We start from the raw sequence: 22,840 nt of genomic DNA on the forward strand, positions 1-22,840 counted from the left end.
CTCACCGTCACCTTTCCGCCATCTTGGCGGCTTCGTTCAGCGCGGCCCTGAGCTGGCCGAGCTGGCCGGCCGTCAGCCGTGCCGTTTCACCGGGTGGCCCGACGAGCACCACCTGGCCGTCGTCCACGAACACCGTCACGCAGCGCTCGCGGCTGATGAGGTCGCCGCACTGCACGCGCCACACGAGCTGACCACCCTCGGTCCGGCGGATTCCCGCCGCGCGGGTGTCGAGCGCCGAGGACGGCAGTGCGGAGCGAACCGCTCCGGAGACGGGGGACCGGCGGACGGGCTTCGCGGCGGTCGTGACGGTGGCCGAGGCCACCGAGCTCACCGAGGGCACAGCTCGCTCCGCTGTGCTCGAGGGCACGAACTCCACGTCCTTGCTCCGCTCTACTCGCCGGTCTTCCTTCGCTCTGGTCGCTCTCCGTGATCGCGGCTCGTGTTCGCCGGGTCACGGAGATCTGGAACTACATTGCGACGAAAAGAACGGGGAAAGAACCCTCGATGGCCGTCATAGCGGCGACCGGCAAGGGTTCCACGTTAAACGGTCGCGGGAGTTCGGTTGGGCCGATCAGGCGGCACAATCAGGGTTTCGCGCGGTTCAATAGTTCTTGCCTACGCTGCTGACCGACGCCCGATGGACTGTGGAGGGGCGCACATGGACACAGGCGATGCCAAGCAGGCTCGCATCCCGGCGAAGACCTGGGAAGACCGCGAGATGCGCGACGCGCTGGCCGCTCGCAACATCAGCGAGGTCTACCGCCAGCTGCGCAAGCACGGCGTCTCCCAGCGCCAGATCGCCGCGATGACCGGCCAGTCCCAGTCCGAGGTGTCGGAGATCCTCAAGGGTCGTCAGGTCATGGCCTACGACGTGCTCTCGCGGATCTCCGATGGCCTGGGGATTCCCCGCGGGTACATGGGCCTCGCCTACGACGAGGCGACGGAGATTCAGGTCGTCGGCGCCGCCGACGAGCAGCAGGCTGAGGAGGACGAGTCCGTGAAACGGCGGAAGTTCCTCGCACACGCCGCGCAGGTCACGATGGGGGCGGCGGTCTTCGGGCCGACGTCCGAGGCCTGGGCGGCGAGCCCCGCGAGGACCCCCGCACCTGGGCGGATCGGCATGACGGATGTCCGGCAGGTGGAAGCGGCGACGAGAGCCCTCCGGGCGCTCGACTACCAGTACGGCGGTGGCTTCTGCCGCGACGCCGTGGTCGCCCAGCTGTCCTGGGGGCAGCAGATGCTGCAGGCGAGCGGCACCGAGCCGGTCCGCACGCGGCTGTACGTGGCGCTGGCCGACCTGCACAGCCTCGCCGGCTGGACGTCCTTCGACATCGGGCTGATCGACTCGGCGCGCGGCCACTTCGCGCACGCGCTGGACCTGGCCAAACAGGGCGAGAACCACCCGCTCGTCGCCAACATCCTGTACCGCATGGGCCGTGTCTACCTGCACCAGGAGGCGCCGAACGACGCCCTCAAGCTGTTCCAGCTCGGGCAGATCGCCGCCCAGGAGTCCGGTTCGGAGCTCGCCGTCGCGGTGCTCTGCGCCAACGAGGCCTGGGCCTACGCGATGATGGGCAACGCCGAGCAGGCGGTGAAGCTGCTGGGCCGGACGCGGGACGAGTTCCAGCGCGCCGACCTGGCGAACGCCGAGTCCTGGGTGCGGTTCTTCACCGAGACCGACGTCTACGCGATGGTCGGCACCGTGCACACGGCGCTCGCCCAGCACGACGCGACGCACACCAAGTACGCGATCCCGGCGCTGAACAAGGCCGTGGACTCCTACGGCGACGACATGGCCCGCAGCAAGACGTTCAACCTCAGCGCGCTGGCGACGAACCACCTGCTCGAGGGCGACATCGACTACGGGGCCAAGATCGGCGGCAAGGCGCTCGACTGCGCCGAGGGGCTGAAGTCGGGCCGGATCAAGGACCGCATGCGCCCGCTCCGCGAGGAGGCCGAGCGCCGTGCCAACAACGCCGACGCGCGGGAGCTCGTCGAGCGGATGAATGCCTTCTTCACGTAGGAGCGGGCACATGGGGGGCACCATCTCGCTGGACGGCCGGTTCACCAGGGACAAGCTCGACCGGGTGCTCCACCAGACGTGTGCCCTGCTCGGCCTGCGGGCGGAGGGGGCCGAGCTGCTGCGCTTCACCAACAACGCGGTGTACTCGCTGGCCACCGACCCGGTGGTGGTGCGCATCGTCGGCTCGCGGAAGCTGCGGCACCGGGCTCACCGGGTTGTCCGGATCGCGCGGTACTTCGCCCGTGCCGGAGTGCCCGCGATCCGCCTGCTCGACGGGGTGCACCAGCCGATCGAGATCGGCGAGCACGTCGTCACGGTGTGGCAGCGGGTGCCGAAGCCGGGACGGCGGGCCACCCCGGCGGAGCTCGCGAGCCTGTTGCGGCAGGTCCACGCGCTGCCACCGCTGGCCGACATCGGCGAGTGGGCGCCGCTGGACGACGTCCGTGCCAGGGTGGCCGATGCCGAGGAGCTCTCCGCCGACGACCGCCGTTTCCTGCTGCGCCGCTGCGCCGAGGTCGAGGCCGCGCTCGACGAGCTCGACTTCCCGCTGGCCAGGGGCCTCGTGCACGGTGACGCCCACCCCGGCAACGTCATCGTGGGCCCGGACGGCCCGGTGCTGTGCGACTTCGACTCGTCGTGCGCGGGCCCGCCGGAGTGGGACCTGACGCCGCTCGCGGTGGGCCGGGAGCGCTTCGGCGACCCCCGGACCTGGTACGACTCGCTGGCCAGGGCCTATGGGTTCGACGTGACGACGTGGTCCGGTTTCGCGGTGCTCAGGGCGGCGAGGGAGCTCAAGCTGACGACGAGCGTCCTGCCGATCCTGCGCAGCCACCCCTCGGTGCGGCACGAACTGCACCGCAGGCTCGCCGACCTGCGCGCGGGCCGGACCGGTTCCCGGTGGGTCCGGTACCGCTGAAGGGCTGCATTTCGCCGGATCCACTGACATTTGGCGACGAGAAGTGACCGCTCGCCGTTTGCCCGAAATGCAGTGGCTGCCGGTAATGAATTCGGTCCGACTAATCACCCCAGACGAACCATTACTTAGCCCAAATGTGCAATTTGCAGCCACACAGAGTAATACGTTAGCCCGTCCGGCTGGCCCAGGACGTCAGTTCACCGGGGCCCGGGCGAGGACCGCGGCGAGGCCGAACGCGAGTCCCATCACGAGTAGTTCGGCGCTCACCCACGTGGCCAGCGCGGTGTGCTCGCGTCGCTCGATGCGCGGCAGCAGCCGCCACCGCACGTGCGCCCCGAGGGCGGCGATGGCACCGAGGCAGAGCACCTTGAGCAGCACCAGCCTGCCGTACGCGGTGGTGAACAGGCCGGGCAGCGGCTCGACGGCCGGGTTGAGCACGATCTCGGCGAGCCCGTTGAACAGCCCCGTCGCCGCCGAGACGAGCAGGCAGACGGTCGCCAGCCGGGAGAAGCGGGGCAGCGCGCCGGCCAGCAGCACGCGGTTGCCCAGCAGGAGCATGGCCATGGCGCCGAGCCCGCCGGTCCACGCGACGGCGCTGAGCACGTGCAGCTCCATCGAGATCATCGTCAGGTCGCCGAGCGCGGTGCCCGCGGCGTGCCCGGTCACCGGCAGCGGGAGCAGGGCGAGCAGGCCGAGCCCGATGGGGAACTCCGGGGGTACCCGCTCGCCGAGCCGGATCCTCAGCAGCCCCAGCCCGGCGAGGCCCAGGGTCAGCCCCGTGACGACCAGCAGGGCCTTCCCCGCGGCGAGCGAACCGGCGTAGTCGCGGATGTCGCCGAGGCCGATCGTGGCGGCGCCCGGCCGGAACTCGGCGGTCTGCAGCACGAGCAGGACGAGTGCGGTCGTGGTCCACACGAGCGCACCGGCGACCGTGCCGATCCGTGCGCGGGCGAGCACCGGTTCGGCGGTGCGGTGCTGGTCGGCGCCGACCAGCACCGGGAGCACCGCCAGCCCGACCGTCACCACGGCGGCCAGGTCGAACAGCGCTCGGGTGAGCGGGATGCCGACCGAGACCGCCCCGCTGACGTCCGCCACCCCCGTGACCGGACCGGTGGCGCTCAGTGCGACACCGGTGAGGACGCCCGCGATCGCCGCGGCGACCGTGCAGGCGAGGGCGGTGTACCGGACGCGCGGGGCGGTCCCGGCCGGGCTCATGACCGCTTGCCCGGCGAGGATCCCATCCGCAACGCGACGGTCAGTCCGATGGCGAGCAGGACGACGGCGCCGAGGATCCACACCCAGACGGGCACGCCGGTGGACGACTCCGCCGCTTCCTGGTCGGTGCCCTGGTTCGCCTGGTCGCCCTGGCCTGCCTGGTCACCTCCCTGGCCGCCCGCCGCCGGGCTGGTGCTCGCGGGAGTCCCCTGGCCCGCCTCGGTCAGCGTGAACCGGATCTCGTCGGACACCGAGTGCCCGTCGGCGGACAGAATGCGGAACCCGATGACGTACTCGCCCGCGGGTCCCAGCGGACGCAGCGGCGCGGTGACCACGTTGCGGTCCACCCGTACCGGTCCCTCGGCCCACCGGCCGCCTTCCGGCCCGGTCACGGCGACCTCGTTCGTCCCCGCGTCCTGCACCTCCTGGTCGAAGGTGAGGGTGACCTGCCTCGGGGCGGTGGCGAGCCGGTCGCCCTCGGCCGGGTCGGACGAGATCAGCACGTTGTGCGCCGACGCGGGCGCGGCCACGCCGAGCAGGGTCAGCGCGGCCAGCCCGGCGATGAGCGCCGCCCGCCGCAGCCGGGTCACGAGACTCCCTTCTTCCTGGACTTGAGCAGGGAACCGGCGCCGACGCCGAGGCCGAGCGCACCCACGACCAGTCCGGCTCCGCCGAGCCAGCGTGCGGTGTCGTCGCTCGCGCCGGCCTCCTCGGTACCACCGGCCGCGGTGTTCTCGGTGTCGGCCGTGGTCGAGTGCGCACCGTGGCCGCCGGACGCGGCGGCGAGCTCGACGACCGGGGCGGGGTGTTCCGGCTCCTCGCCGCCGTCCGTGGGTGGCTGGTCCCAGCGCACGACCTTCCCGCTGGAGTAGGTCTGCGCCGCGGGCAGCACCAGCGTGTCCACGTTCTCGGGGAGCTTGCCGAGGGTGAACGGGAACTCCTCGTACGAGGTGGAGCCCGCGGCGATCTCGTTGCCCGGCCGCGCGGTCCACGTGATCTTGGTGACCACGTCCTGTTTGGTCACCTCCGCGGTCCAGCCGGGGACCGGCTTGGTGCGGGCCGAGCTGATCTCGTACTGCGCGGGGATGGTCACCTCGAGCTTCGTGGTGCCCGCGTCCTGTTCCTCGTTCGGCACGCGCAGCACGATGGCGCCGTAGCCGCCCTGCTCCGGCGTCTCGCCGTACACGTTCGCTGTCACGTGCGCCGAGGCGGTGCCCGCGGCGAGCAGGCCGGTGAGCCCCGCGGCTCCCGTCAGGACGGCAGCGCGCAGCAAGTATCGATTTGTCGACATGAAAATGAGTCTCCTGAACTCTGGTTTCGGGGAAGGGGGTGTGCCGGGTTCAGGAGAGGAGCGGCGGCCCCCTGCGGCCGTTGACCCGCCGCAGCAGGACCTCGACGAAGTACGGGCCGCCCGTCGGGCGCACCACGGCGCGGACCGGTGTGCCCGCCGGGATCGGCGCCGGTTTCCACGACACCGGCAGCAGGAGGTACAGCGACGCGACCGCGGCGGCGAGCATCGACTCCGCGTGCACGAGCACCAGCGCGGTGAGCATCGTGGCCACCCCGTGGGTGACCGGCATCGCGAGGCCGTGGCCGACGCCACCGTCGTGTGCGGTGAGGCCCGCGAGGACCCAGTGCGTGGTGAGCTGCGCGCCGCCGAGGACGAGCAGCCTGCCCTGCACCCCGCGGGCGATGTCGGCCAGGGCGGCCGCGACCCACCCGATGACGATCGCGAGCGTCAGCGTGAGCGCCAGGTGCGGCATCGTGCCGTCGGCGAGCGCGTGGGCGGCGACCGCCAGTGTGGCCGAGCTGACAGCGAGCAGCGTGCCGCGTGCCGGGCGGGATGCCCCGCGCTGGTGCGAACGCCTGCTCACGCGCCCCACAGTAGGGGAAACCCGGAAGGCCGTTCGAGCGCCGGGGTGGGGACTCGGCGCGGACGTGAGGTTGCCGTTTGGCCGAAGATCGGCAACTGTATGTGCACCTTTGACGGGTGAACGACACCGAACGGGTGATCATGAGCTTGTTCGACTACGTGGTGGACCGGTGGGAGCGGCTGTCGCTCTCCGCCTGGTTGCACGTGAGCGAGGTGGTGCAGGCCACACTGCTCGCGGCGGTCGTCGGCGTCCTGATCGGAGTCGCCGTCTACCGCAGTCCCGCGGGTTCCGCGGTGGCGACCGCGCTGGCGAGCACGATCCTCACGATTCCCTCGTTCGCCCTGCTCGGCCTGCTGATCCCGGTGTTCGGGCTGGGCGCCACCCCGAGTGTCATCGCGCTCGTGTTGTACGCGCTGTTGCCGATCACCCGGAACACGATCGTCGGGCTGTCCGGGGTGGACCCGGCCGTCCGCGACGCGGCCCGCGGCATCGGGATGAGCAGGCTGTCGGTGCTGACCAGGGTGGAACTGCGGCTGGCCTGGCCCGCGATCCTCGCCGGGATGCGGGTGGCGACGCAGATGCTCATGGGCATCGCCGTCATCGCCGCGTACGCCAAGGGGCCCGGCCTCGGCGGGGAGGTCTTCTCCGGCCTGACCAGGGCGGGCAGCGCGAACGCGACCAACCAGGCGCTGGCGGGCACGCTCGGCGTCGTGATCCTGGCCCTGCTGCTGGAGGCGGGCTACTTCGTCCTCGCTCGGCTCACCGTCTCGAGGGGTATCCGTGGCTGATTCCGACAACGTCAGCGGTGTCGAGATCCAACTCGACCAGGTCACCAAGCGCTACCCGGGCAGCCGCGAACCGGCCGTGCGCGACGTCAGCATGACGATCCCCGCCGGCAAGATCGTGATCCTGGTCGGACCCTCCGGGTGCGGCAAGACCACGACGATGCGGATGATCAACCGGCTGATCGAGCCGACGTCCGGCACGATCACGATCGGCGGTGAGGACGCGCTCCGGCTCGACCCGGACACGCTGCGCCGCAAGATCGGCTACGCGATCCAGCAGGCCGGGCTCTTCCCGCACTTCACGGTGGCGCAGAACATCGCCGTGGTCCCCGGGCTGCTCGGCTGGAACCGGAGCCGGATCCGCGAGCGGGTGGACGAGATGATGGATCTCGTCGGCCTGGAGCCCGCCGACTACCGCGACCGTTACCCGCGCCAGCTCTCCGGCGGCCAGCAGCAGCGCGTCGGCGTGGCCCGCGCGCTCGCGGCCGACCCTCCGGTGCTGCTGATGGACGAGCCGTTCGGCGCCGTGGACCCGATCACGCGCGGCAACCTGCAGGACGAGCTGCTGCGGCTGCAGACGGAGCTGCGCAAGACGATCGTGTTCGTCACCCACGACTTCGACGAGGCCGTCAAGCTCGGCGACAAGATCGCGGTGCTCGGCGACCAGTCGGCGATCCTGCAGTACGACACCCCCGAGGCGATCCTGGCCAACCCGGCCGACGACACCGTGGCGGGCTTCGTCGGCGCGGGGGCGTCGCTGAAGCAGCTCACGTTGCTGCGCGTGCGCGACGTCGAGTACCCGGACATCGCGCTCACCGCCGTGGAGACCCGGGACTCGCCCGGCGCGCTGCGGCAGCGGATGACCGAGCAGGGCCGCACCTACGCGCTGCTGCTCGACGAGCGGGGGCGGCCGAAGCGCTGGGTGCACGTGCGGGACCTGTCCTCCGCGACCTCCCTGACGTCCGTGGGCAGGCCGGTCGGCGACGTGGTCAGCACGCAGTCGACCCTGCAGGACGCGCTGGAGGCGATCATCGCCGAGGGCGGCAACGCCGTTGTCACCGGCTCGCGCGGCGAGTACGTCGGCATGGTCGACATCCGTACGGTGACCGACGCCGTCCAGCAACTCCGCGAGGAGCACGGTGACGCCCCCGAGCCGACGGGGAGCGCCGCATCGTGAGCGCCGCGACGGACGTCCGGGCCTTCTCCACCGAGTCGGGTTCGCGCCGCGCCGAGCGCGTCCGGCTGCTGGCCCAGCCCGCCGCGGTGGTCGTGCTCGTCGGTTCGGTGCTGACCTGGGCCTTCGCCAGGGACAACGACGAGATCGAGGCGCAGTCGATCAACGCGGCGACGCTGCTGACGAAGACGTGGGAGCACGTGGTGATCACGTTCGTCGTCGCGGCCGTCGTCGCCGGGGTCGCGGTGCCGCTGGGCATCGTGCTGACCCGGCCGTGGGCCCGACCGGCCGCACCGCTGTTCATCGCCGTCGCCAACATCGGGCAGGCGGCGCCCGCGCTCGGCGTGCTCGTGCTGTTCTTCCTGTGGACGGAGTGGGAGGGGCTGTGGGCGGCGGCGCTGCCGATCGCGTTCTACTCCCTGCTGCCCGTGCTGCGGAACACGATCACCGGCATCCGGTCGGTCGATCCGGCGCTCGTCGACGCGGGCCGCGGCATCGGGATGTCGGCGTTCGGTGTGCTGCTCCGCGTCGAGCTGCCGCTCGCGGTCCCGATGGTGCTGGCCGGGCTGCGCACGTCGCTCGTGCTCGCCGTGGGCACCGCGACGCTGGCGTTCTTCGTCAACGGCGGCGGCCTCGGCGAGCTGGTGGACACGGGCTACAAGCTCAACCGCGTGCCGGTGCTGGTGGTCGGTGCCGTGCTGGCGGTGGGGCTGGCGCTGCTCGTCGACTGGATCGGTGCGGTGCTGGAGGAGTACCTCGGACCGAGGGGGCTGTCATGAGGCGCCGGATCGGCGCGGTGCTCGGGGTAGCGCTGGTGGCGATGTCCACCGCGGCGTGCGGGCTGAACGTCAACGCCGCACTCCCGTTCGACGTCCGGCCGGGGTCGATCCGGCACGTGCCCGAGCTGGAGGGCGTCGACGTGACGGTCGGCTCGAAGGACTTCACCGAGCAGATCATCCTCGGCTACATCGCGGAGCTGGCGCTGGAGGCGGCCGGGGCGAACGCGATCGACCTGACCAACATCAACGGGTCGAACAGTTCCCGGTACGCGCTGCTCGACGGGCAGATCGACCTGCAGTGGGAGTACACCGGGACCGGCTGGCTGTCCTACCTCGGCTACGACGAGCCGATCGCGAGCGAGCGGGCACAGTACGAGGCCGTGCGCGAGGCCGACCTGCGGCGCAACGGCGTGGTGTGGCTGCCGTACTCCGAGCTGAACAACACCTACGCCTTCGCCACCACCGAGGAGTACGCGGACGAACACGGCCTGGAGACCACGACGGACATGACGAACTTCCTGAAGAAGAACCCGCGGGAAGCCGTGTTCTGCGTGGAGACCGAGTTCGCGAGCCGCCCGGACGGCATGCCCGGCGTGCGCGCGACCTACGGCTTCCCGGTGACCACGACGAAGACGTTCGGCACGGGCGCGATCTACACCGCGATCGACACGGGCACCTGCAACTTCGGCGAGGTGTTCACCACCGACGGCCGGATCGCCGGGCTGGGCCTGCGGGTGCTGGAGGACGACAAGCGGTTCTTCCCGCAGTACAACGCCTGCGTCACGCTGCGCCAGGAGTTCCTGGAAGCTCACCCGGCCATCCGGGAGGTTCTGGCGCCGGTCTCCGCCGCGCTGGACAACGAGCAGATGATCGAGCTGAACAAGCAGGTCGACGTCGACGGGAGGGACCCGGCCAAGGTGGCCCGGGACTGGATGGTGGAGCGGGGGTTCATCACCGTGCCCGACGCCGCGAGCTGACCGGCCGCAGCTGGACCTCGTCGCCGAGCCGCACGACGCCGGGCCGGACGACCCAGCAGTTGAGCGCCAGTTCGTTGCCGAACCGGCGCCGGAGCCTGCGGAACACGTCGAGGTCCTGCTCACCGGTGTCCGGGTCGATCGTGGTGACGACGCAGCGCTGCCGGGGCGAGTCGACCCCGATCACCGCCTCGCCAATGACGAGCTCGTGCCCCGGCCACGACGCCTCCGCGTCGGCGGGCACGCCACCGATCAGCAGGTTGGGCCGCAGCCTGCGGATGTCGGACCCGAACTCGGCCACCGCGCCGTCGGTGGCGACGAGCAGGTTCAGCACGTCGAAGCGTTCCGGGCCCCGGTAGCCGACCAGCCGGGCGTCCGGGCCCGCGGCGGCGCGCACGATCTCGGTCGCTTCCGGGCTGTCCCACGGCTTGCCCGCGACCAGCGGCGTGCCGTCCGGGCCGGTGGCCGCGGGCACCGTGAGCAGGCCGTGCCTGGTGCGGCCGGTGAGCAGGCCGGTCGCACCGGCGACGTGGACGATCCGGTCGCCCTCGATGCCGTCGCCGGTCAGCCGAGCCGTGTCGAGCGGCTCACCGGCGAGTGATTTCACGGGGTAACGCCAGAGACCGGCGATGTGCATGGGTTCGCTCCCGAGTCGGTTCAGGCGGTGACGGCCGGGAAGTCGATGTCGACGTCCACCGCCTTGTTGACGTAGTTGGAGCACGTTGAACGCGACGTGGATCGCCGCCGTCTTCGGGTCGCCCGCGTCGGCCCTGCGCGCGGCGGCGATGTCGGCCTCGTCGAGGTGGGCGACGTGCCGGTGGCGGGGTCGACGAGCGGCAGGTGCGCCACGACGGCTTCCTCCAGCGTTGTCTAACGGAAGTCGGGACTTGTTTCCGTTAGGACACTAGCCGTCTTCTCTAACGGAAGCAACAAAGTGTTAGCGTTAGAAGGTGAGCACGATGCTGGTGCTGCCCGGCGAGCCGTTGCCGGTCCGGCTGATGAACACCCGCTGGGCCGACCGGCACGGTGTGCACGACGTGCTGGCCACCGAGGACGGCCTGCGGGACTGGCTCGTCGCCACGGGCCAGGCGGAGGGCGGCCCCACGCCCGGCGGCGAGGACCTCGACCGGTTCCGCGCGTTGCGGGACGCGCTGCGGAGCCTCGCCGCGCTGAGCACGGGAGACACCCGCCCCGCCGCCACCATGGCCGCTGCCGACATCGACGGGGCGGTCGCGGAGGTCAACGCCGCCGTGGCACGGGCGGTCACCTGGCCGCGGCTGATCCACCGCGCAGGCGCCCTCGACCGGTCGACCGGATGCAGCGGGGGTCCGGCGGAGCGGGCGCTGTCCGGCATCGCGCGGGAGGCCGTCGACCTCCTCACCGACCCGGAGCGACGGCTGCGCGCCTGCTATGCGCCCGGCTGCGTGCTGTACTTCGTCAAGGACCACCCACGCCGGGAGTGGTGCTCGACCGCGTGCGGCAACCGCGCCAGGGTCGCGCGTCACTACGAGCGGCACCGCAAGCGCTCCGCCGACGAGCAGTGAATGGCACATCGCCTGCGCTCGACGCCGGGAACGTGCCATTCCCTGCCGGCCCGGATGCTGCGATGATGAGTCCATGCCTGCTGTCTGGGACCGCTTCGGTGTCGTCGCCCTGCTGCTGCGTCGCGGCCGCCTCGGCTCCCCGCCGGGGCAGGGCGATTCGACGCCCTGAGTCCACGACAGCGAGGAAGTATTCACATGACCGTCGAAACGTCCGAGCGGTTCACCCTGCGCGCGGCACGAGTGCCCGCCGACGGGATCCTGGAGGGCACCCGCGTGCTGCGGAGGCTCCCCGAAGGCGTCGAACCCCGGCCCTACGAGCTGTTCGACCTGCGCCCGCTCGGCCGGGTGATCGGTGCCGAGATCCGCGGCGTCGACCTCGCCGAACCGCTGCGGCCGGAACTGCGGGCCGAGCTGAACCGCGCGCTGCTGGAGTGGAAGGTCCTCTTCTTCCGCGACCAGGACATCACGTCGGAGCAGCAGCGCGCGTTCGCCCGCAACTGGGGCGAGCTGGAGACCAACCCGTTCATCCCCGCCGGGGACACGGCGGAGGTCACCAGGTTCACGCGGGACGCCACCATGCCCGCCTTCGAGAACATCTGGCACACCGACGTGACCTTCCGGCCGAACCCGGCGCTCGGGTCGGTGCTGCGGCTGGTGTGCGTGCCGCCGGTCGGCGGCGACACGATGTGGGCCGACATGGCCGCCGCGTACGACAACCTGCCGGAGGAGATCAAGCGCCGCATCGAAGGGCTCCGTGCCGTGCACGACTTCGTGCCCGGCTTCGCGCGGTTCTCCGATCACGGCGAGCTCGCGCGCAGGCAGGCCGAGTTCCCGCCGGTGGAGCATCCGGTGGTGCGCACGCATCCGGAGACGGGCAGGCGCACGCTGTTCGTCAACCAGGCGTTCACGACGCACATCGTCGGGCTGGACCGGGCGGAGAGCGACCGGCTGCTGCACCTGCTGTTCACGCAGGCGCACGTGCCGGAGTACCAGGTGCGGTTCACGTGGACGGAGAACGCCGTGGCGTTCTGGGACAACCGCGCGACCCAGCACTACGCGGTGAACGACTACGCGCCGGAGATCAGGATCGCCGAACGCGTGGCGATCGCGGGCGACCGCCCGTACTGATCCACACAGGTCAGATGCCGAGGCGGTGCAGCAGCTGACCCTCGATGTGCTCGAGTTCGGCTGCCACCGCCCGGTGTGCTGCCTTGCGCCGAGCGGCGGGCATCCGCTCCGCGGCGCGCACCGAGGCGGCCAGCTGTTCCAGGGTGCCCTGACCGCGCTCCGCGAACCGCTGGTCGTCCTCGGTGGACTTCGGCGACGACCGCAGCTCACGCAATCCGCTCGCGGCACCCGCGATCCGGGCGAGGAGCGCACCGCCCCGGCCGGTGTACTCGCTGAGCTGCTCGACCGGGACTCCCATGCGGCGCGCCTGGTAGTGGTCGTAGGCCTCCCGCGCGGCACCCGCTGCCCGCAGGGCGAGTGGGGCCAGCGCCGGGACGGCCGCGGGCACGATGACCTTCGCCACCTTGACCGCGTTGCGGGCCTTCTTCGGGGTCAGCCCCTCGCTCGGCTCGTCGGCCTGCCTTTTCCTGCGCGCCATCGCCCCTCACCTCCGTGCCGTGTCGGTCGGCGTCGAACATACTTCCCGCCTTCCGGCCGGGCACGTCGGCGGTGTCACCGGGCGAGGTCGGGCCGTTTCGGTCGGTGGTCTCTCCTACAGTGAACGTATGACCAACGAGGTGTTGCTGGACGCGGCGGTGGTGACCCGCTGCCGCCGAAGGGTGCACCTCGAGCACGACCCCGCGATGCGAGACGCTCCGCTGCTCCCGCCGGACCCGGCCGCCGAGCAGCGGATCGCGGACGCCAGGGCCCACCGGGCCGAGATCGCGCGGCGGCTCGAGGCCGCGACCGCGCGACGGTGGGTGTCGGTGCCCGCGGATCTGCCCGTGCCGGAGCGGGTGCGGCGGACACTCGAGGCCCTCGCCGAGGGTGCCGCCTACATCTGGGGTGGCCTGCTGCCCGCCGACCGCGAGGCGGGCAGGCGGGGCGGTGCCGAACTGCTGGTGCGGACCTCAGCCGGGTATCTGCCGGTCATCGTGGTCCGGCACCGGATCACCGATCCGGGGGAAGGCGCGCGGACCACGCCGATGACCGACCTCGACCCGGGCAACGCGGTCGCCGACCCCGCCCGGAAGCTGCGTTCCCAGCCGAGGGACCAGCTCCGGCTCGCGCACGTGCGGCGGCTGCTGGAACGCGCGGGGCACGCCGAGCCGCGGCACGCGCTGGGCGGGGTGATCGGGCTCGACGCGGATGTGGTGGTGTGGCACGACCTGGCCGCGGAGACCTGGCCGGGCGGCCGCACGGCGCTCGCCGAGTACGACACCCGGTTCGCCGACCGGATCGCCGTCGCCCGCGCGGCCGCGGCGGGCTATCCGGCGCTCGCCGAGCCGTCCCGGGTGCTGGAGTGCAGGCGCTGCCCGTGGTGGTCGGTGTGCGAGGAGGAACTGTCCCGCGGCCGGGACGTGAGCCTCGTCGTGCGCGGCGAGGACGCGATGGAGCTGCGCCGGGCCGGCGTTTCCACGGTGGACGAGCTGGCCGCGCTCGATCCCGCCGACGAACCGCCGATCCAGTGGACCGGCACCACCTTCCCCGACGCGGTCGCGCTGGCGCGGGCCTGGCTCGCCGACCTCACCGTGGTGCGGCGGGTCGGCGAGGTGTCGGTGCCGCGCGCGGACGTCGAGGTGGACATCGACATGGAGAGCTTCGGCGACTCGGGCGCGTACCTGTGGGGTTGCCTGCTCAGCGGCGCGGACATCGGTGTCGAGCGCGGCTACCACGCGTTCGCCACGTGGGAGCCGCTGCCGACGGTGGACGAGGCCCGCTCGTTCGCCGAGTTCTGGACCTGGCTGTCGGACGTCCGGGCGCGCGCCGCTTCGGCCGGGCTGACCTTCCGCGCCTACTGCTACAACGCGCTGGCGGAGAACCGCTGGCTGTTCGGCTCCGCCGAGCGGTTCGCCGGCCTGCCCGGCATTCCCTCCCGGGGTGAGGTGCAGTCCTTCGTGGACTCCGCCGAGTGGATCGACCTCTTCCGCAGCGTTTCCGAGCAGTTCCTCTGCTCGCACGGCAAGGGGCTGAAGGTGGTGGCCCCGGTCGCCGGGTTCACGTGGCGCGACCCGGAGGCAGGCGGGGAGGCGTCGATGCGCTGGTACCGCGACGCCGTCGGGATGGACGGTGCGGCGCCCGACCCGGTCCAGCGGGCCCGCCTGCTGCGGTACAACGAGGACGACGTACTCGCCACGAGGGCCCTGCGGGAGTGGATGGCGGGCCCCGCCATCCACGACGTCCCCTACATGGGCGACCTCTGACCTGTCACGACCGGCAGTGAAGGCCACCTTCACTGCGTTCAACGCACTGAAGGTGGCCTTCACTGCTCGTTGGCTTGCGGGTGCTCAGCGCGGGCCCATGCGCAGGGAGCCGTCGAGGCGGATCACCTCACCGTTGAGGTAGTCGTGCTCCACGATGTCCAGCGCGAGCTGGGCGTACTCGCCCGGCCGCCCGAGCCGCTTCGGGAACGGCACGCCCGCGGCCAGGTTGGCGCGGAACTCCTCGCTGACGGTGGCCAGCATCGGGGTGTCCAGGATGCCCGGCGCGATCGTCATCACCCGGATGCCGTGTGAGGCGAGGTCGCGGGCGGCGGGCAGCGTCATGCCCACGACGCCGCCCTTCGACGACGAGTAGGCGACCTGCCCGATCTGCCCGTCGAAGGCGGCGACCGACGCCGTGTTGATCACCACGCCGCGCTGGCCCTCGTCGTCCACCGGCTCGGTCTTGGCCATGGCCTCGGTGGCGATCGTGAGCACGTTGAACGTGCCGATCAGGTTCACCTCGATGACCTTGCGGTACAGGTTGAGGTCGTGCGGGCCCTTCTTGGACAGGATGCGCGCCGAGGGACCGATGCCCGCGCAGTTCACGACGATGCGCAGCGGGGAGCCGGCCGCGGCCGCGTTGTCGACGGCGGCCTGGACCTGTTCGGGGTCGGTCACGTCGGTCTCGACGTAGGTCACACCGTCGACCCGAGGGGCCTTCTCGATCGAGCCGGCCAGGTCGAGGGCGAACACTCGCGCTCCCTTCGCGGCGAGCGCCTGCGCGGTGGCGCCGCCCAGCCCGGAAGCGCCTCCGGTCACGATGGCCGCGGTGTTGCTGATCTGCATGATCGTCCTTTCTCGGTCGGCGAAACCCCCGCACAGGTTAACGCTCGTTCGCGCGGCTGATTCGTCGACCAATGGCTGCCCGCTGGTTCCCCCGGCGTTCGCTCGCCGGTCAACTTCGGCTGCGACTTTTCGCACATGAGCGCAGCTCGGATCGTCGTAGTGGGGACCGGGTACGTGGGGCTCACCACCGGGGCCTGCCTGGCCAGCCTCGGTCACCGGGTCACGTGTGCCGACGTCGACGAGGGAAAGGTCGCCCGGCTTTCCGCGGGGCGGGTGGACATCCTGGAACCAGGGCTCGCCGAGCTCGTCGCCAAGGGGCTGACCAGCGGAGTCCTCTCGTTCGTGGGCCAGGCACGGGACGCGGTGGCCGACGCGGAGGCCGTGTTCCTGTGCGTGCCGACGCCGATGGGCGCGGGCGGTGCCGCCGACCTGAGCGCGGTCGAGGCGGTCGTCGCGGAGATCGGGGACGCGCTGCCTCCTGGCTGCGCGGTGGTGACGAAGTCGACGGTTCCGGTCGGCACCGCGCGCCGCATCCGCGAGCTGCTCGGCCGCTCCGACGTCGCCGTGGTGTCCAATCCGGAGTTCCTGCGCGAGGGCACGGCGGTGGCCGACTTCCTCGGCCCCGACCGCATCGTCGTCGGCTCCGACGACCGGGCCGCGGCCCGCCGGGTGGCCGGGCTGTACCGCGCGCTCGGCGCGCCGAGCGTGGTCACCGACGCCGCCAGCGCCGAGCTGGTGAAGTACGCGGCCAACTGCTTCCTCGCGATGAAGCTGTCCTACGTCAACTCCATCGCCGAGCTCTGCGAGCGGCTCGGGGCCGACATCGAGGCCGTGACCGAGGGCATGGGCCACGACCGCCGGATCGGCCGGTCGTTCCTCAAGCCGGGTCCCGGCTGGGGCGGTTCGTGCCTGCCGAAGGACACCAGCGCGCTGCTGCGGACGGCGGAGGCGGCGCGGTTCGACTTCGGTCTGCTCGCCGCGGCGATCGAGGAGAACATCGCACAGCGCGACCGGGTGCTCGCCAAGATCGCCGGCGCCGTCGGCGGCACGCTCGCCGGGGCGCGGATCGGCCTGCTCGGGCTCGCGTTCAAGGCCGGGACCGACGACCTGCGGGACTCGCCCGCGCTGTCGGTGGCTTCGATGCTCGCGGCACACGGAGCCGAGATCACCGCATACGACCCCGCGGTGACCCGGGAGCTTTCCGGCCTCACCGTGGTGGACAGCGCCTACCGGGCGGCGGACGGCGCCGACGCCGTGGTCGTGCTCACGGAATGGCCCGAGTTCCGGCAACTGGACTGGACGTTCCTGGCCGGGTTGATGCGGGGTGACTCGGTGGTCGACACGCGTAACCTGCTGGAACCCCGGGTGGTCCTCGACGCGGGGCTGAGCTGGCAGGGAATCGGCCGGTCGAGCGCGGGTGTGCTGGCGACTTCAGTTAGTTGAGCGAACGAACCGTTCACCCGTAGGGTCGGCATCGTGTTCACGACCCGACCCGAGCTCGCAGGCACGCACGGCATGGTGGCGTCCACCCACTGGCTCGCCTCGGCCACCGGCATGGCCGTCCTCGAGGACGGAGGCAACGCCTTCGACGCCGCCGTCGCGGCCGGTTTCGTCCTCCAGGTGGCCGAACCACACCTGAACGGTCCCGCCGGGCAGGTGCCCGGCATCTTCGTCACGGCGAGCGACCCGACCCCGCGCGTGCTGTGCGGGCAGGGCGTGTCTCCCGCGGCCGCGACCCCGGAACACTTCGCCGACCTCGGGTTGGACCTCATCCCCGGCAGCGGGCTGCTCGCCGCCACCGTGCCCGGTGCCTGGGACGCCTGGTTGCTGCTGCTCCGCGACCACGGCACGAAGAGCCTGCGGGACGTCCTCGGCTACGCCATCTCCTACGCGTGGAAGGGCGTCCCGGTCGTCTGCCGGATCACCGAGACGATCGACGCGGTGGCCGGGCTCTTCGCGAACCACTGGCCCACGTCCGCGCAGCTGTGGCTGCCCAACGGCGAGGCACCCACGCCCGGCTCGCTGCACCGCAACCCCACGCTCGCGCGCACCTGGCAGCGGCTGCTCGCCGAGGCCGAGACGGTGTCCGGCAGGGAGGAGCAGATCGAGGCCGCGCGCAGGGCGTGGTCGCAGGGGTTCGTCGCCGAGGCGATCGACACGTTCAGCCGCGGCGCGTTCCGCGACGACTCCGGGCGGGACCACGCCGGGCTGCTCACCGGAGACGATCTCGCCGGCTGGTCGGCGTCGTACGAGAACGCGCTGGTCACCGACTTCGGCGAGTGGGGACTGGCGAAGTGCGGGCCGTGGACCCAGGGTCCCGTGCTCGCGCAGCAGCTGCGGCTGCTGGAGGGTTTCGCCGACGAGCTGGAGTATGTCGACGGCAGGCCGACCGCCCGCACCGTCCACCTCGCCACCGAGTGCGCGAAGCTGGCCTTCGCCGACCGGGAGGCCTGGTACGGCGACACCGACGACGTGCCGGTCGAGTGGCTGCTGTCGAGGGCCTACGCCGAGCAGCGCCGAGCGCTGGTCGGCGCCGAGGCCAGCGGCGAGCTGCGACCGGGCGGCGAGGGGGCGCGGCTGCCGAAGGTGCTGGAGCGGACCCGTGGGGAGCGGGCCGGGGCCGGTGCGATCGGCGAGCCGACCGTCGGTCCCTCCGGCCAGACGCGCGGCGACACCGTGCACATCGACGTGGTCGACGCCGACGGCAACATGATCTCGGCGACGCCGTCCGGTGGCTGGCTGCAGTCGTCCCCGACGATCCCGGAGCTGGGCTTCTGCCTCGACTCGCGCGCCCAGATGTTCTGGCTGGAGCAGGGCCTGCCCAACTCGCTGGCGCCGGGCAAGCGGCCCAGGATCACGCTGTCGCCCTCGCTCGCGCTGCGGGGCGGCAGGCCGGTGCTCGCGTTCGGCACACCGGGCGGCGACCAGCAGGACCAGTGGCAGCTGTGCTTCTGGCTCGCCCACACCCGCGGCGGGCTGAACCTGCAGGAGTCGATCGACGCCCCCGCCTGGCACACCACGGCGTTCCCCAGCTCCTTCTACCCGCGCTGGTGGATGCCCCGCGAGCTGGTGGTGGAGTCGCGGATCGGCGAGGCCGCCATCGCGGAGCTGGCCGAGCGCGGGCACGACGTGGTCGACGCGGGCCGGTGGGCGCTCGGCAGGCTGTCCGCCGTGTCCCGGGACCCCGGTACCGGCCTGCTGCACGCCGCCGCCAACCCGCGCGGCATGCAGGGCTACGCCGTGGGCCGCTGACCGGCTCCCGACTGGGAAACGGGGCGAGAACCGCCCGCCCGTCGTCCGACCACCGCCCCTGGTGGCGGCGCTCCGCGCCGCTGCGCCTGTTCACTCACGACGGTGCGCCCGCGGTCGGGTCCTCGGCGATCACCCAGTACTCGGTGAACCGGTCGCCGTCGTGCCGCAGCAGGTCGTGCCCGCGGAACCGCGCCGGCTCGCCCTGGTACACGCCGTGCGCCACCCAGCGCGCCGCCACCAGGTCCCCCTGGACGACCGGGCCCACCTCGACGTCGAAGGTGAGCTCGTCGAACATCTCCCGGCCCTGGCGGACGACGGCGGCCAGCTGGTCCGGTCCGCGCACGAGCGCGGGCCTGCCCGGCCAGTTGCCGACGAAGTCCGCCGTCACCACGCCTGCCGCGATGGCCTCCAGCTTCGCGAGATCGCCGTTCCACAGCTCGTGCAGCCAACGGTCGTACATGTCGGTCACTCCTCCCACAACCAGAACTCGACACCCTGGTCGTCGACGCAGTCGGCGGTGCGGCCGTACGGCTCGTCCTTCAGCTCCCTGACCACGCCGCCGCTCGCCCGCACCCGGTCGGCGGCGGCCGCCAGGTCGTCCACGGCGTACATCAGCTTCCAGCCGGCGTAGGCCTGCCCGCCCCACAGCCCGGACTCCGGCAGCCCGCTGCCCTCGACCCGCCACGCCCTGGGCACGTTGCCCGGCGCGAACCGCCAGCCGAGCACCGAGCCGTAGAACGCCTTGGCCTTCTCGTCGTCGGGCACGGTGAACGTGAAGTAGCCGACCTCGCCGTGCCGGTACGTGGGCTCGGGGGTGGGCTCCCGCTCCGTCATGGCGACGAGCCAGCGCTGGCCGAACGGGTCGCGGATCCGGCCGGAACGGCCGTGGCCACGGTCCTCGACGGGCCCGATCCGCTCCGCCCCGAGCTCGACGGCGCGCTCCACCGCCGCGTCGGCGTCCGGCACCTCGACCCGCAGTGTCGCCCCGCCCGAGGGCGCCACCACGTGACCGATCTCGGGGAACTCCTCGGCGAGCATCAGCACGGAGTCGCCGATCGCGACCTCGGCGTGCCCGATCGTGCCATCCGCCATGACGAACGGCTCGCCGAGCGGCGTCGCGCCGAACACCGCCACGTAGAACTCGATCGCGCGCCGGGCGTCCGGCACCGGCAGGTACGGGGTCAGCGAGCCCATCCGGGCCGCCGAACCCACTGTCCGGCTATCGGTGGTGGTCATCTGGGTTCCTCCTGCGGCGAGTACCGCGGCGCGCAACGCGGCACGCAGCTCCGCGGCGAACTCGGGGTCGGGTTCGATCGGCTGGTGCGGGCGGCGCAGGGTGTCGAAGGCGTCCCGCGGTTCACTCGGCCCGGTCACGACCACCCTCCTCTCCCTCGTACTCCCGCCGGAACGCGGCGCGTGCCCGCACGATCAGTGCCTCGGTGGCGTGCACGGTCCGGCCGAGGTGCCCCGCCACCTCCGGCACGCCGAGCCCGTCGACGTACCGCAGGGTCAGCGCCGCACGGTGCGCGGGGCCGAGCCGTGCGAGCACCTGCCTGGCACGCAGCGCGTCGAGCCTGCCCTCCCACGGGTCCACGGTCTCCGGCTCACCGTGGTGCACGAGCCGCAGGCCACGGTCCTCCCTGGCCTGCCGCCGCCAGTGGTCGGCGAGCTTGTGCCGGGCGATGCCGATCAGCCAGCCGACGCTGACCGGCGGCGTGCCCTGCTTGCGGCACGCCCCGACCGCGCCGAGGAAGGTCTCCGAGGTCAGTTCCTCGGCCAGCGTGCGGTTGCCGCAGCGCGACAGCAGGTAGCCGTACACCTCCGGCAACGCCCGCTCGTACAGCTCGAGCAGGGCGAACGCCGGATCCGGGCGTATCCGAGGCTCCCTCACACCCCCATCGTCGTTCGGCGGGGCCGTTCTCCGACACCTCGCGCTGCCTTTCCGCCGACTTTTCACCCGCGTAGCTTGTGCGGCATGGCCACCAGGCATCACCACAGCTGCACCCTGTGTGAGGCGACCTGCGGGATCACGGTGACCGTGGAGGGCGATCGGGTCACCGACATCAGGGGCGATCGCGACGACCCGTTCTCCCGGGGCTACATCTGCCCGAAGGCGACGGCGCTCGCCGACGTGCACCACGACCCGGACCGGCTGCGTACCCCGCTCGTGCGGCACGGTGACGAGTGGCTGGAGGTGAGCTGGCCCGCCGCCTTCGAGTTGGTGGCCGGCGGCCTCCGGCAGGTCAGGGAGCGGCACGGCAAGCACGCGCTGGCCGTTTATCAGGGGAACCCGACCGCCCACAACCCGGGGCTCATCCTCTACGGCCAGCCGTTCTTCCGCGCCCTCGGCACCCGCAACCTGTTCTCGGCCACGTCGGTGGACCAGCTGCCGCACATGCTGGCCGCGTTGCAGCTGTTCGGCCACCAGCTGCTGATGCCGGTGCCCGACCTGGACCGCACCGACCTGTTCGTCTGCCTCGGTGGCAACCCGGCGGTGTCCAACGGCAGCATCATGACGGCGCCGAACGTGCGCGCGCGGTTGCGCCGGGTCCGCCGCGTGGTGGTCGTCGACCCGCGCCGGACGGAGACCGCCGACCTCGCGGACGAGCACCTGTTCATCCGGCCCGGCACCGACGCGCTGCTGCTGTGGTCGCTGGTCAGTGTGCTGTTCGAGGAGCACCTGGTGTGCACGGGCAGGCTCACGCCGCACCTGGTGGGCGTCGATCTGCTCGCGGAGGTGGCCAGGGGGTTCCCACCCGAGCGCACCGCGCCGGTCACCGGAGTCGCGGCCGAGCGGGTGCGCGCGCTGGCCAGGGAGCTGGCGCAGACCGAGCGGGCGGTCGTGTACGGCCGGGTCGGGGCCTGCACCCAGGAGTTCGGCGGGCTGACCGCGTGGCTCATCGTCGTGGTCAACGCGCTGACCGGGCACCTCGACGAGCCCGGTGGGTCCATGTTCACCACGCCCGCGATCGACGCCGTCCCACTGGCCACCGTGTCCGGCAACCGGGGCAGCTTCGGCAGCTACCGCAGCCGGGTGCGCGGCCTGCCCGAGTTCGGCGGCGAGCTGCCGGTCGCGGCGCTGGCGGAGGAGATCGAGACCCCCGGCACGGGGCAGATCCGCGCCCTGATCACGTCGGCGGGCAACCCGGTGCTGTCCACCCCGAACGGCGCGCGGCTGGAACGGGCCCTCGACGGCCTCGACTTCATGGTGTCGATCGACCCGTATCTCAACGAGACCACCCGGCACGCCGACGTGATCCTGCCGCCGACGACCCATCTGGAACGCGCCCACTACGAGCTGGCGCTGGCGAACTACTCCGTGCGCAACGTCGCGAAGTACACGCCGCCGGTGTTCGAGCGCGGACCCGGTCAGCGGCACGACTGGGAGATCATCCTGGAGCTGGCCACCCGCGTCCTGGGTGGTGGTGCGGCGGCCCGGCTGCTCGGCGGGTTCGGCCCCGAGCCGTTGCTGGAGCTGGGGCTGCGGGCGGGGCCGTTCGGGCTGCGGAAGCTGCACCGGGGACTCTCGCTCGGCAGGCTCAGGCGGGAGCCGCACGGCATCGATCTCGGGCCGCTCCGGCGGCGGCTGCCGGGCAGGCTCGCCACGCGCCGGAAGAAGATCAACCTGGCACCGCGGGTCTACCTCGACGACGTGCCCCGGCTGCGCCGCCTGCTCGACCGGCCGCCGCGCGAGGACCTCGTGCTGATCGGCAGGCGGCAGCTGCGCGGCAACAACTCGTGGATGCACAACTACGAGCGGCTGGTGAAGGGCCGGGACCGGTGTACGTTGCTGGTCAATCCCGCCGACGCACGGGAGCGCGGTCTCGCCGACGGTGACCTGGCCACGGTGTCGTCCGCCGCGGGCACGATCGAGGTCCCGGTCGAGGTGACCGACGCGATCATGCCCGGCGTGGTGAGCCTGCCGCACGGCTGGGGACACCGGCGGCCGGGCGTGCTGCTGCGGGTGGCCACCCGGCACGCGGGGGTCAGCGCGAACGACGTGACCGACGAGCACCACCTCGACGCGCTGACCGGCACGGCCGCCCTCTCCGGGGTGCCGGTGCGGGTGGCGAGCCGCTAGCCCCGG

General features: G+C 72.2%; 24 protein-coding genes. 12 read left to right on the top strand and 12 right to left on the bottom strand.

Going from position 1 to position 22,840, the window contains the following annotated elements; all coding sequences use genetic code 11:
* Positions 1–7: 7 nt before the first annotated feature.
* Complete coding sequence (locus tag B0I33_RS14615; protein WP_425440475.1) at positions 8–340, bottom strand: hypothetical protein; 333 nt, start codon at positions 338–340, stop codon at positions 8–10.
* Positions 341–658: 318 nt separating this feature from the next.
* Between B0I33_RS14615 and B0I33_RS14620 the strand changes: the two genes are divergently transcribed.
* Both B0I33_RS14620 and B0I33_RS14625 read left to right on the top strand, forming a co-directional pair.
* Positions 659–2,023: a helix-turn-helix transcriptional regulator gene (locus B0I33_RS14620; RefSeq protein WP_106179294.1), complete on the top strand. Its 1,365-nt coding sequence runs from the start codon at positions 659–661 to the stop codon at positions 2,021–2,023.
* Positions 2,024–2,033: 10 nt separating this feature from the next.
* Positions 2,034–2,939: a phosphotransferase family protein gene (locus B0I33_RS14625; RefSeq protein ID WP_245900686.1), complete on the top strand. Its 906-nt coding sequence runs from the start codon at positions 2,034–2,036 to the stop codon at positions 2,937–2,939.
* A gap of 192 nt (positions 2,940–3,131) precedes the next feature.
* Here the strand turns inward: B0I33_RS14625 and B0I33_RS14630 are convergent, their stop codons facing one another.
* The 4 genes from B0I33_RS14630 to B0I33_RS14645 are packed head-to-tail and all read right to left on the bottom strand — an operon-like array spanning position 3,132 to position 6,028.
* Positions 3,132–4,154, bottom strand: coding sequence for a copper resistance D family protein (locus B0I33_RS14630; RefSeq protein WP_106179295.1), 1,023 nt, complete (start codon positions 4,152–4,154; stop codon positions 3,132–3,134).
* Complete coding sequence (locus B0I33_RS14635; RefSeq protein ID WP_106179442.1) at positions 4,151–4,735, bottom strand: copper resistance CopC family protein; 585 nt, start codon at positions 4,733–4,735, stop codon at positions 4,151–4,153. The genes B0I33_RS14630 and B0I33_RS14635 overlap by 4 nt, the downstream gene beginning before the upstream one ends.
* Positions 4,736–4,740: 5 nt before the next feature.
* The gene (locus B0I33_RS14640; RefSeq protein ID WP_106179296.1) at positions 4,741–5,445 is read right to left on the bottom strand and encodes a YcnI family copper-binding membrane protein; all 705 of its coding nucleotides are present in this window, start codon (positions 5,443–5,445) and stop codon (positions 4,741–4,743) included.
* Positions 5,446–5,494: 49 nt separating this feature from the next.
* A complete protein-coding gene (locus B0I33_RS14645) occupies positions 5,495–6,028 on the bottom strand; it encodes a hypothetical protein (protein ID WP_106179297.1) in 534 nt (177 codons plus the stop codon).
* Positions 6,029–6,168: 140 nt separating this feature from the next.
* Between B0I33_RS14645 and B0I33_RS14650 the strand changes: the two genes are divergently transcribed.
* The 4 genes from B0I33_RS14650 to B0I33_RS14665 are packed head-to-tail and all read left to right on the top strand — an operon-like array spanning position 6,169 to position 9,743.
* On the top strand, positions 6,169–6,816 hold the full coding sequence (locus B0I33_RS14650; RefSeq protein WP_106179443.1) for an ABC transporter permease: 648 nt from the start codon (positions 6,169–6,171) through the stop codon (positions 6,814–6,816).
* The gene (locus B0I33_RS14655; RefSeq protein WP_106179298.1) at positions 6,809–7,990 is read left to right on the top strand and encodes an ABC transporter ATP-binding protein; all 1,182 of its coding nucleotides are present in this window, start codon (positions 6,809–6,811) and stop codon (positions 7,988–7,990) included. The genes B0I33_RS14650 and B0I33_RS14655 overlap by 8 nt, the downstream gene beginning before the upstream one ends.
* Complete coding sequence (locus tag B0I33_RS14660; protein WP_106179299.1) at positions 7,987–8,766, top strand: ABC transporter permease; 780 nt, start codon at positions 7,987–7,989, stop codon at positions 8,764–8,766. Before B0I33_RS14655 ends, B0I33_RS14660 begins: the two co-directional genes overlap by 4 nt.
* On the top strand, positions 8,763–9,743 hold the full coding sequence (locus B0I33_RS14665; protein ID WP_106179300.1) for a glycine betaine ABC transporter substrate-binding protein: 981 nt from the start codon (positions 8,763–8,765) through the stop codon (positions 9,741–9,743). The genes B0I33_RS14660 and B0I33_RS14665 overlap by 4 nt, the downstream gene beginning before the upstream one ends.
* Here the strand turns inward: B0I33_RS14665 and B0I33_RS14670 are convergent.
* Together B0I33_RS14670 and B0I33_RS14675 are read right to left on the bottom strand one after the other, a co-directional pair.
* A complete protein-coding gene (locus B0I33_RS14670) occupies positions 9,718–10,377 on the bottom strand; it encodes an MOSC domain-containing protein (protein WP_106179301.1) in 660 nt (219 codons plus the stop codon). The two genes, B0I33_RS14665 and B0I33_RS14670, sit on opposite strands and share 26 nt — an antisense overlap.
* A 20-nt stretch (positions 10,378–10,397) precedes the next feature.
* Positions 10,398–10,589, bottom strand: a complete 192-nt coding sequence (locus B0I33_RS14675) for a hypothetical protein (protein ID WP_106179302.1) — start codon at positions 10,587–10,589, stop codon at positions 10,398–10,400.
* A gap of 110 nt (positions 10,590–10,699) precedes the next feature.
* Here B0I33_RS14675 and B0I33_RS14680 point away from each other — a divergent pair, with 110 nt between their 5' ends.
* Positions 10,700–11,284 (top strand): CGNR zinc finger domain-containing protein, encoded by a 585-nt coding sequence (locus tag B0I33_RS14680; protein WP_106179303.1) that lies wholly within the window; start codon positions 10,700–10,702, stop codon positions 11,282–11,284.
* Between the two features lie 195 nt (positions 11,285–11,479).
* The gene (locus B0I33_RS14685; RefSeq protein ID WP_106179304.1) at positions 11,480–12,412 is read left to right on the top strand and encodes a TauD/TfdA dioxygenase family protein; all 933 of its coding nucleotides are present in this window, start codon (positions 11,480–11,482) and stop codon (positions 12,410–12,412) included.
* Positions 12,413–12,422: 10 nt separating this feature from the next.
* Here the strand turns inward: B0I33_RS14685 and B0I33_RS14690 are convergent, their stop codons facing one another.
* Positions 12,423–12,890 (bottom strand): DUF6474 family protein, encoded by a 468-nt coding sequence (locus B0I33_RS14690; protein ID WP_106179305.1) that lies wholly within the window; start codon positions 12,888–12,890, stop codon positions 12,423–12,425.
* Between the two features lie 127 nt (positions 12,891–13,017).
* Between B0I33_RS14690 and B0I33_RS14695 the strand changes: the two genes are divergently transcribed.
* Positions 13,018–14,655, top strand: coding sequence for a TM0106 family RecB-like putative nuclease (locus tag B0I33_RS14695; protein ID WP_106179306.1), 1,638 nt, complete (start codon positions 13,018–13,020; stop codon positions 14,653–14,655).
* Between the two features lie 84 nt (positions 14,656–14,739).
* On the opposite strand, the gene B0I33_RS14700 is transcribed toward B0I33_RS14695, so the two are convergent.
* Complete coding sequence (locus tag B0I33_RS14700; protein ID WP_106179307.1) at positions 14,740–15,501, bottom strand: SDR family NAD(P)-dependent oxidoreductase; 762 nt, start codon at positions 15,499–15,501, stop codon at positions 14,740–14,742.
* 135 nt (positions 15,502–15,636) lie between these two features.
* Here B0I33_RS14700 and B0I33_RS14705 point away from each other — a divergent pair, with 135 nt between their 5' ends.
* Positions 15,637–16,944, top strand: coding sequence for a UDP-glucose dehydrogenase family protein (locus B0I33_RS14705; RefSeq protein ID WP_106179308.1), 1,308 nt, complete (start codon positions 15,637–15,639; stop codon positions 16,942–16,944).
* Between the two features lie 33 nt (positions 16,945–16,977).
* On the top strand, positions 16,978–18,753 hold the full coding sequence (locus tag B0I33_RS14710) for a gamma-glutamyltransferase family protein (protein WP_106179309.1): 1,776 nt from the start codon (positions 16,978–16,980) through the stop codon (positions 18,751–18,753).
* A gap of 94 nt (positions 18,754–18,847) precedes the next feature.
* Here the strand turns inward: B0I33_RS14710 and B0I33_RS14715 are convergent, their stop codons facing one another.
* Genes B0I33_RS14715 through B0I33_RS14725 form a run of 3 tightly spaced genes read right to left on the bottom strand, consistent with a single transcriptional unit; the run spans position 18,848 to position 20,644 of the window.
* Positions 18,848–19,213: an ester cyclase gene (locus B0I33_RS14715; protein ID WP_181193291.1), complete on the bottom strand. Its 366-nt coding sequence runs from the start codon at positions 19,211–19,213 to the stop codon at positions 18,848–18,850.
* A gap of 5 nt (positions 19,214–19,218) precedes the next feature.
* Positions 19,219–20,127, bottom strand: a complete 909-nt coding sequence (locus B0I33_RS14720; RefSeq protein ID WP_106179444.1) for a VOC family protein — start codon at positions 20,125–20,127, stop codon at positions 19,219–19,221.
* Positions 20,111–20,644 carry an RNA polymerase sigma factor gene (locus tag B0I33_RS14725; RefSeq protein WP_106179311.1) on the bottom strand — a complete coding sequence of 178 codons (534 nt, stop codon included), beginning with the start codon at positions 20,642–20,644 and terminating at the stop codon, positions 20,111–20,113. Before B0I33_RS14725 ends, B0I33_RS14720 begins: the two co-directional genes overlap by 17 nt.
* Before the next feature lie 84 nt (positions 20,645–20,728).
* Here B0I33_RS14725 and B0I33_RS14730 point away from each other — a divergent pair, with 84 nt between their 5' ends.
* Entirely contained in the window at positions 20,729–22,834 is a 2,106-nt protein-coding gene (locus tag B0I33_RS14730; protein WP_106179312.1) for a molybdopterin oxidoreductase family protein, read from the top strand.
* Positions 22,835–22,840: the final 6 nt, after the last annotated feature.

The sequence above is a fragment of the Prauserella shujinwangii genome, assembly GCF_003001955.1.
GTDB classification, from domain to species: Bacteria; Actinomycetota; Actinomycetes; order Mycobacteriales; family Pseudonocardiaceae; genus Qaidamihabitans; species Qaidamihabitans shujinwangii.

Bases quoted from the DNA above. Each gene is read 5' to 3' on its own strand.
- B0I33_RS14650 (WP_106179443.1), top strand. From the start codon at position 6,169: ATGAGCTTGTTCGACTACGTGGTGGACCGGTGGGAGCGGCTGTCGCTC.
- B0I33_RS14685 (WP_106179304.1), top strand. From the start codon at position 11,480: ATGACCGTCGAAACGTCCGAGCGGTTCACCCTGCGCGCGGCACGAGTG.
- B0I33_RS14680 (WP_106179303.1), top strand. From the start codon at position 10,700: ATGCTGGTGCTGCCCGGCGAGCCGTTGCCGGTCCGGCTGATGAACACC.
- B0I33_RS14630 (WP_106179295.1), bottom strand. From the start codon at position 4,154: ATGAGCCCGGCCGGGACCGCCCCGCGCGTCCGGTACACCGCCCTCGCC.
- B0I33_RS14620 (WP_106179294.1), top strand. From the start codon at position 659: ATGGACACAGGCGATGCCAAGCAGGCTCGCATCCCGGCGAAGACCTGG.
- B0I33_RS14670 (WP_106179301.1), bottom strand. From the start codon at position 10,377: ATGCACATCGCCGGTCTCTGGCGTTACCCCGTGAAATCACTCGCCGGT.
- B0I33_RS14715 (WP_181193291.1), bottom strand. From the start codon at position 19,213: ATGTACGACCGTTGGCTGCACGAGCTGTGGAACGGCGATCTCGCGAAG.
- B0I33_RS14665 (WP_106179300.1), top strand. From the start codon at position 8,763: ATGAGGCGCCGGATCGGCGCGGTGCTCGGGGTAGCGCTGGTGGCGATG.
- B0I33_RS14690 (WP_106179305.1), bottom strand. From the start codon at position 12,890: ATGGCGCGCAGGAAAAGGCAGGCCGACGAGCCGAGCGAGGGGCTGACC.
- B0I33_RS14705 (WP_106179308.1), top strand. From the start codon at position 15,637: ATGAGCGCAGCTCGGATCGTCGTAGTGGGGACCGGGTACGTGGGGCTC.
- B0I33_RS14625 (WP_245900686.1), top strand. From the start codon at position 2,034: ATGGGGGGCACCATCTCGCTGGACGGCCGGTTCACCAGGGACAAGCTC.
- B0I33_RS14730 (WP_106179312.1), top strand. From the start codon at position 20,729: ATGGCCACCAGGCATCACCACAGCTGCACCCTGTGTGAGGCGACCTGC.
- B0I33_RS14695 (WP_106179306.1), top strand. From the start codon at position 13,018: ATGACCAACGAGGTGTTGCTGGACGCGGCGGTGGTGACCCGCTGCCGC.
- B0I33_RS14640 (WP_106179296.1), bottom strand. From the start codon at position 5,445: ATGTCGACAAATCGATACTTGCTGCGCGCTGCCGTCCTGACGGGAGCC.
- B0I33_RS14700 (WP_106179307.1), bottom strand. From the start codon at position 15,501: ATGCAGATCAGCAACACCGCGGCCATCGTGACCGGAGGCGCTTCCGGG.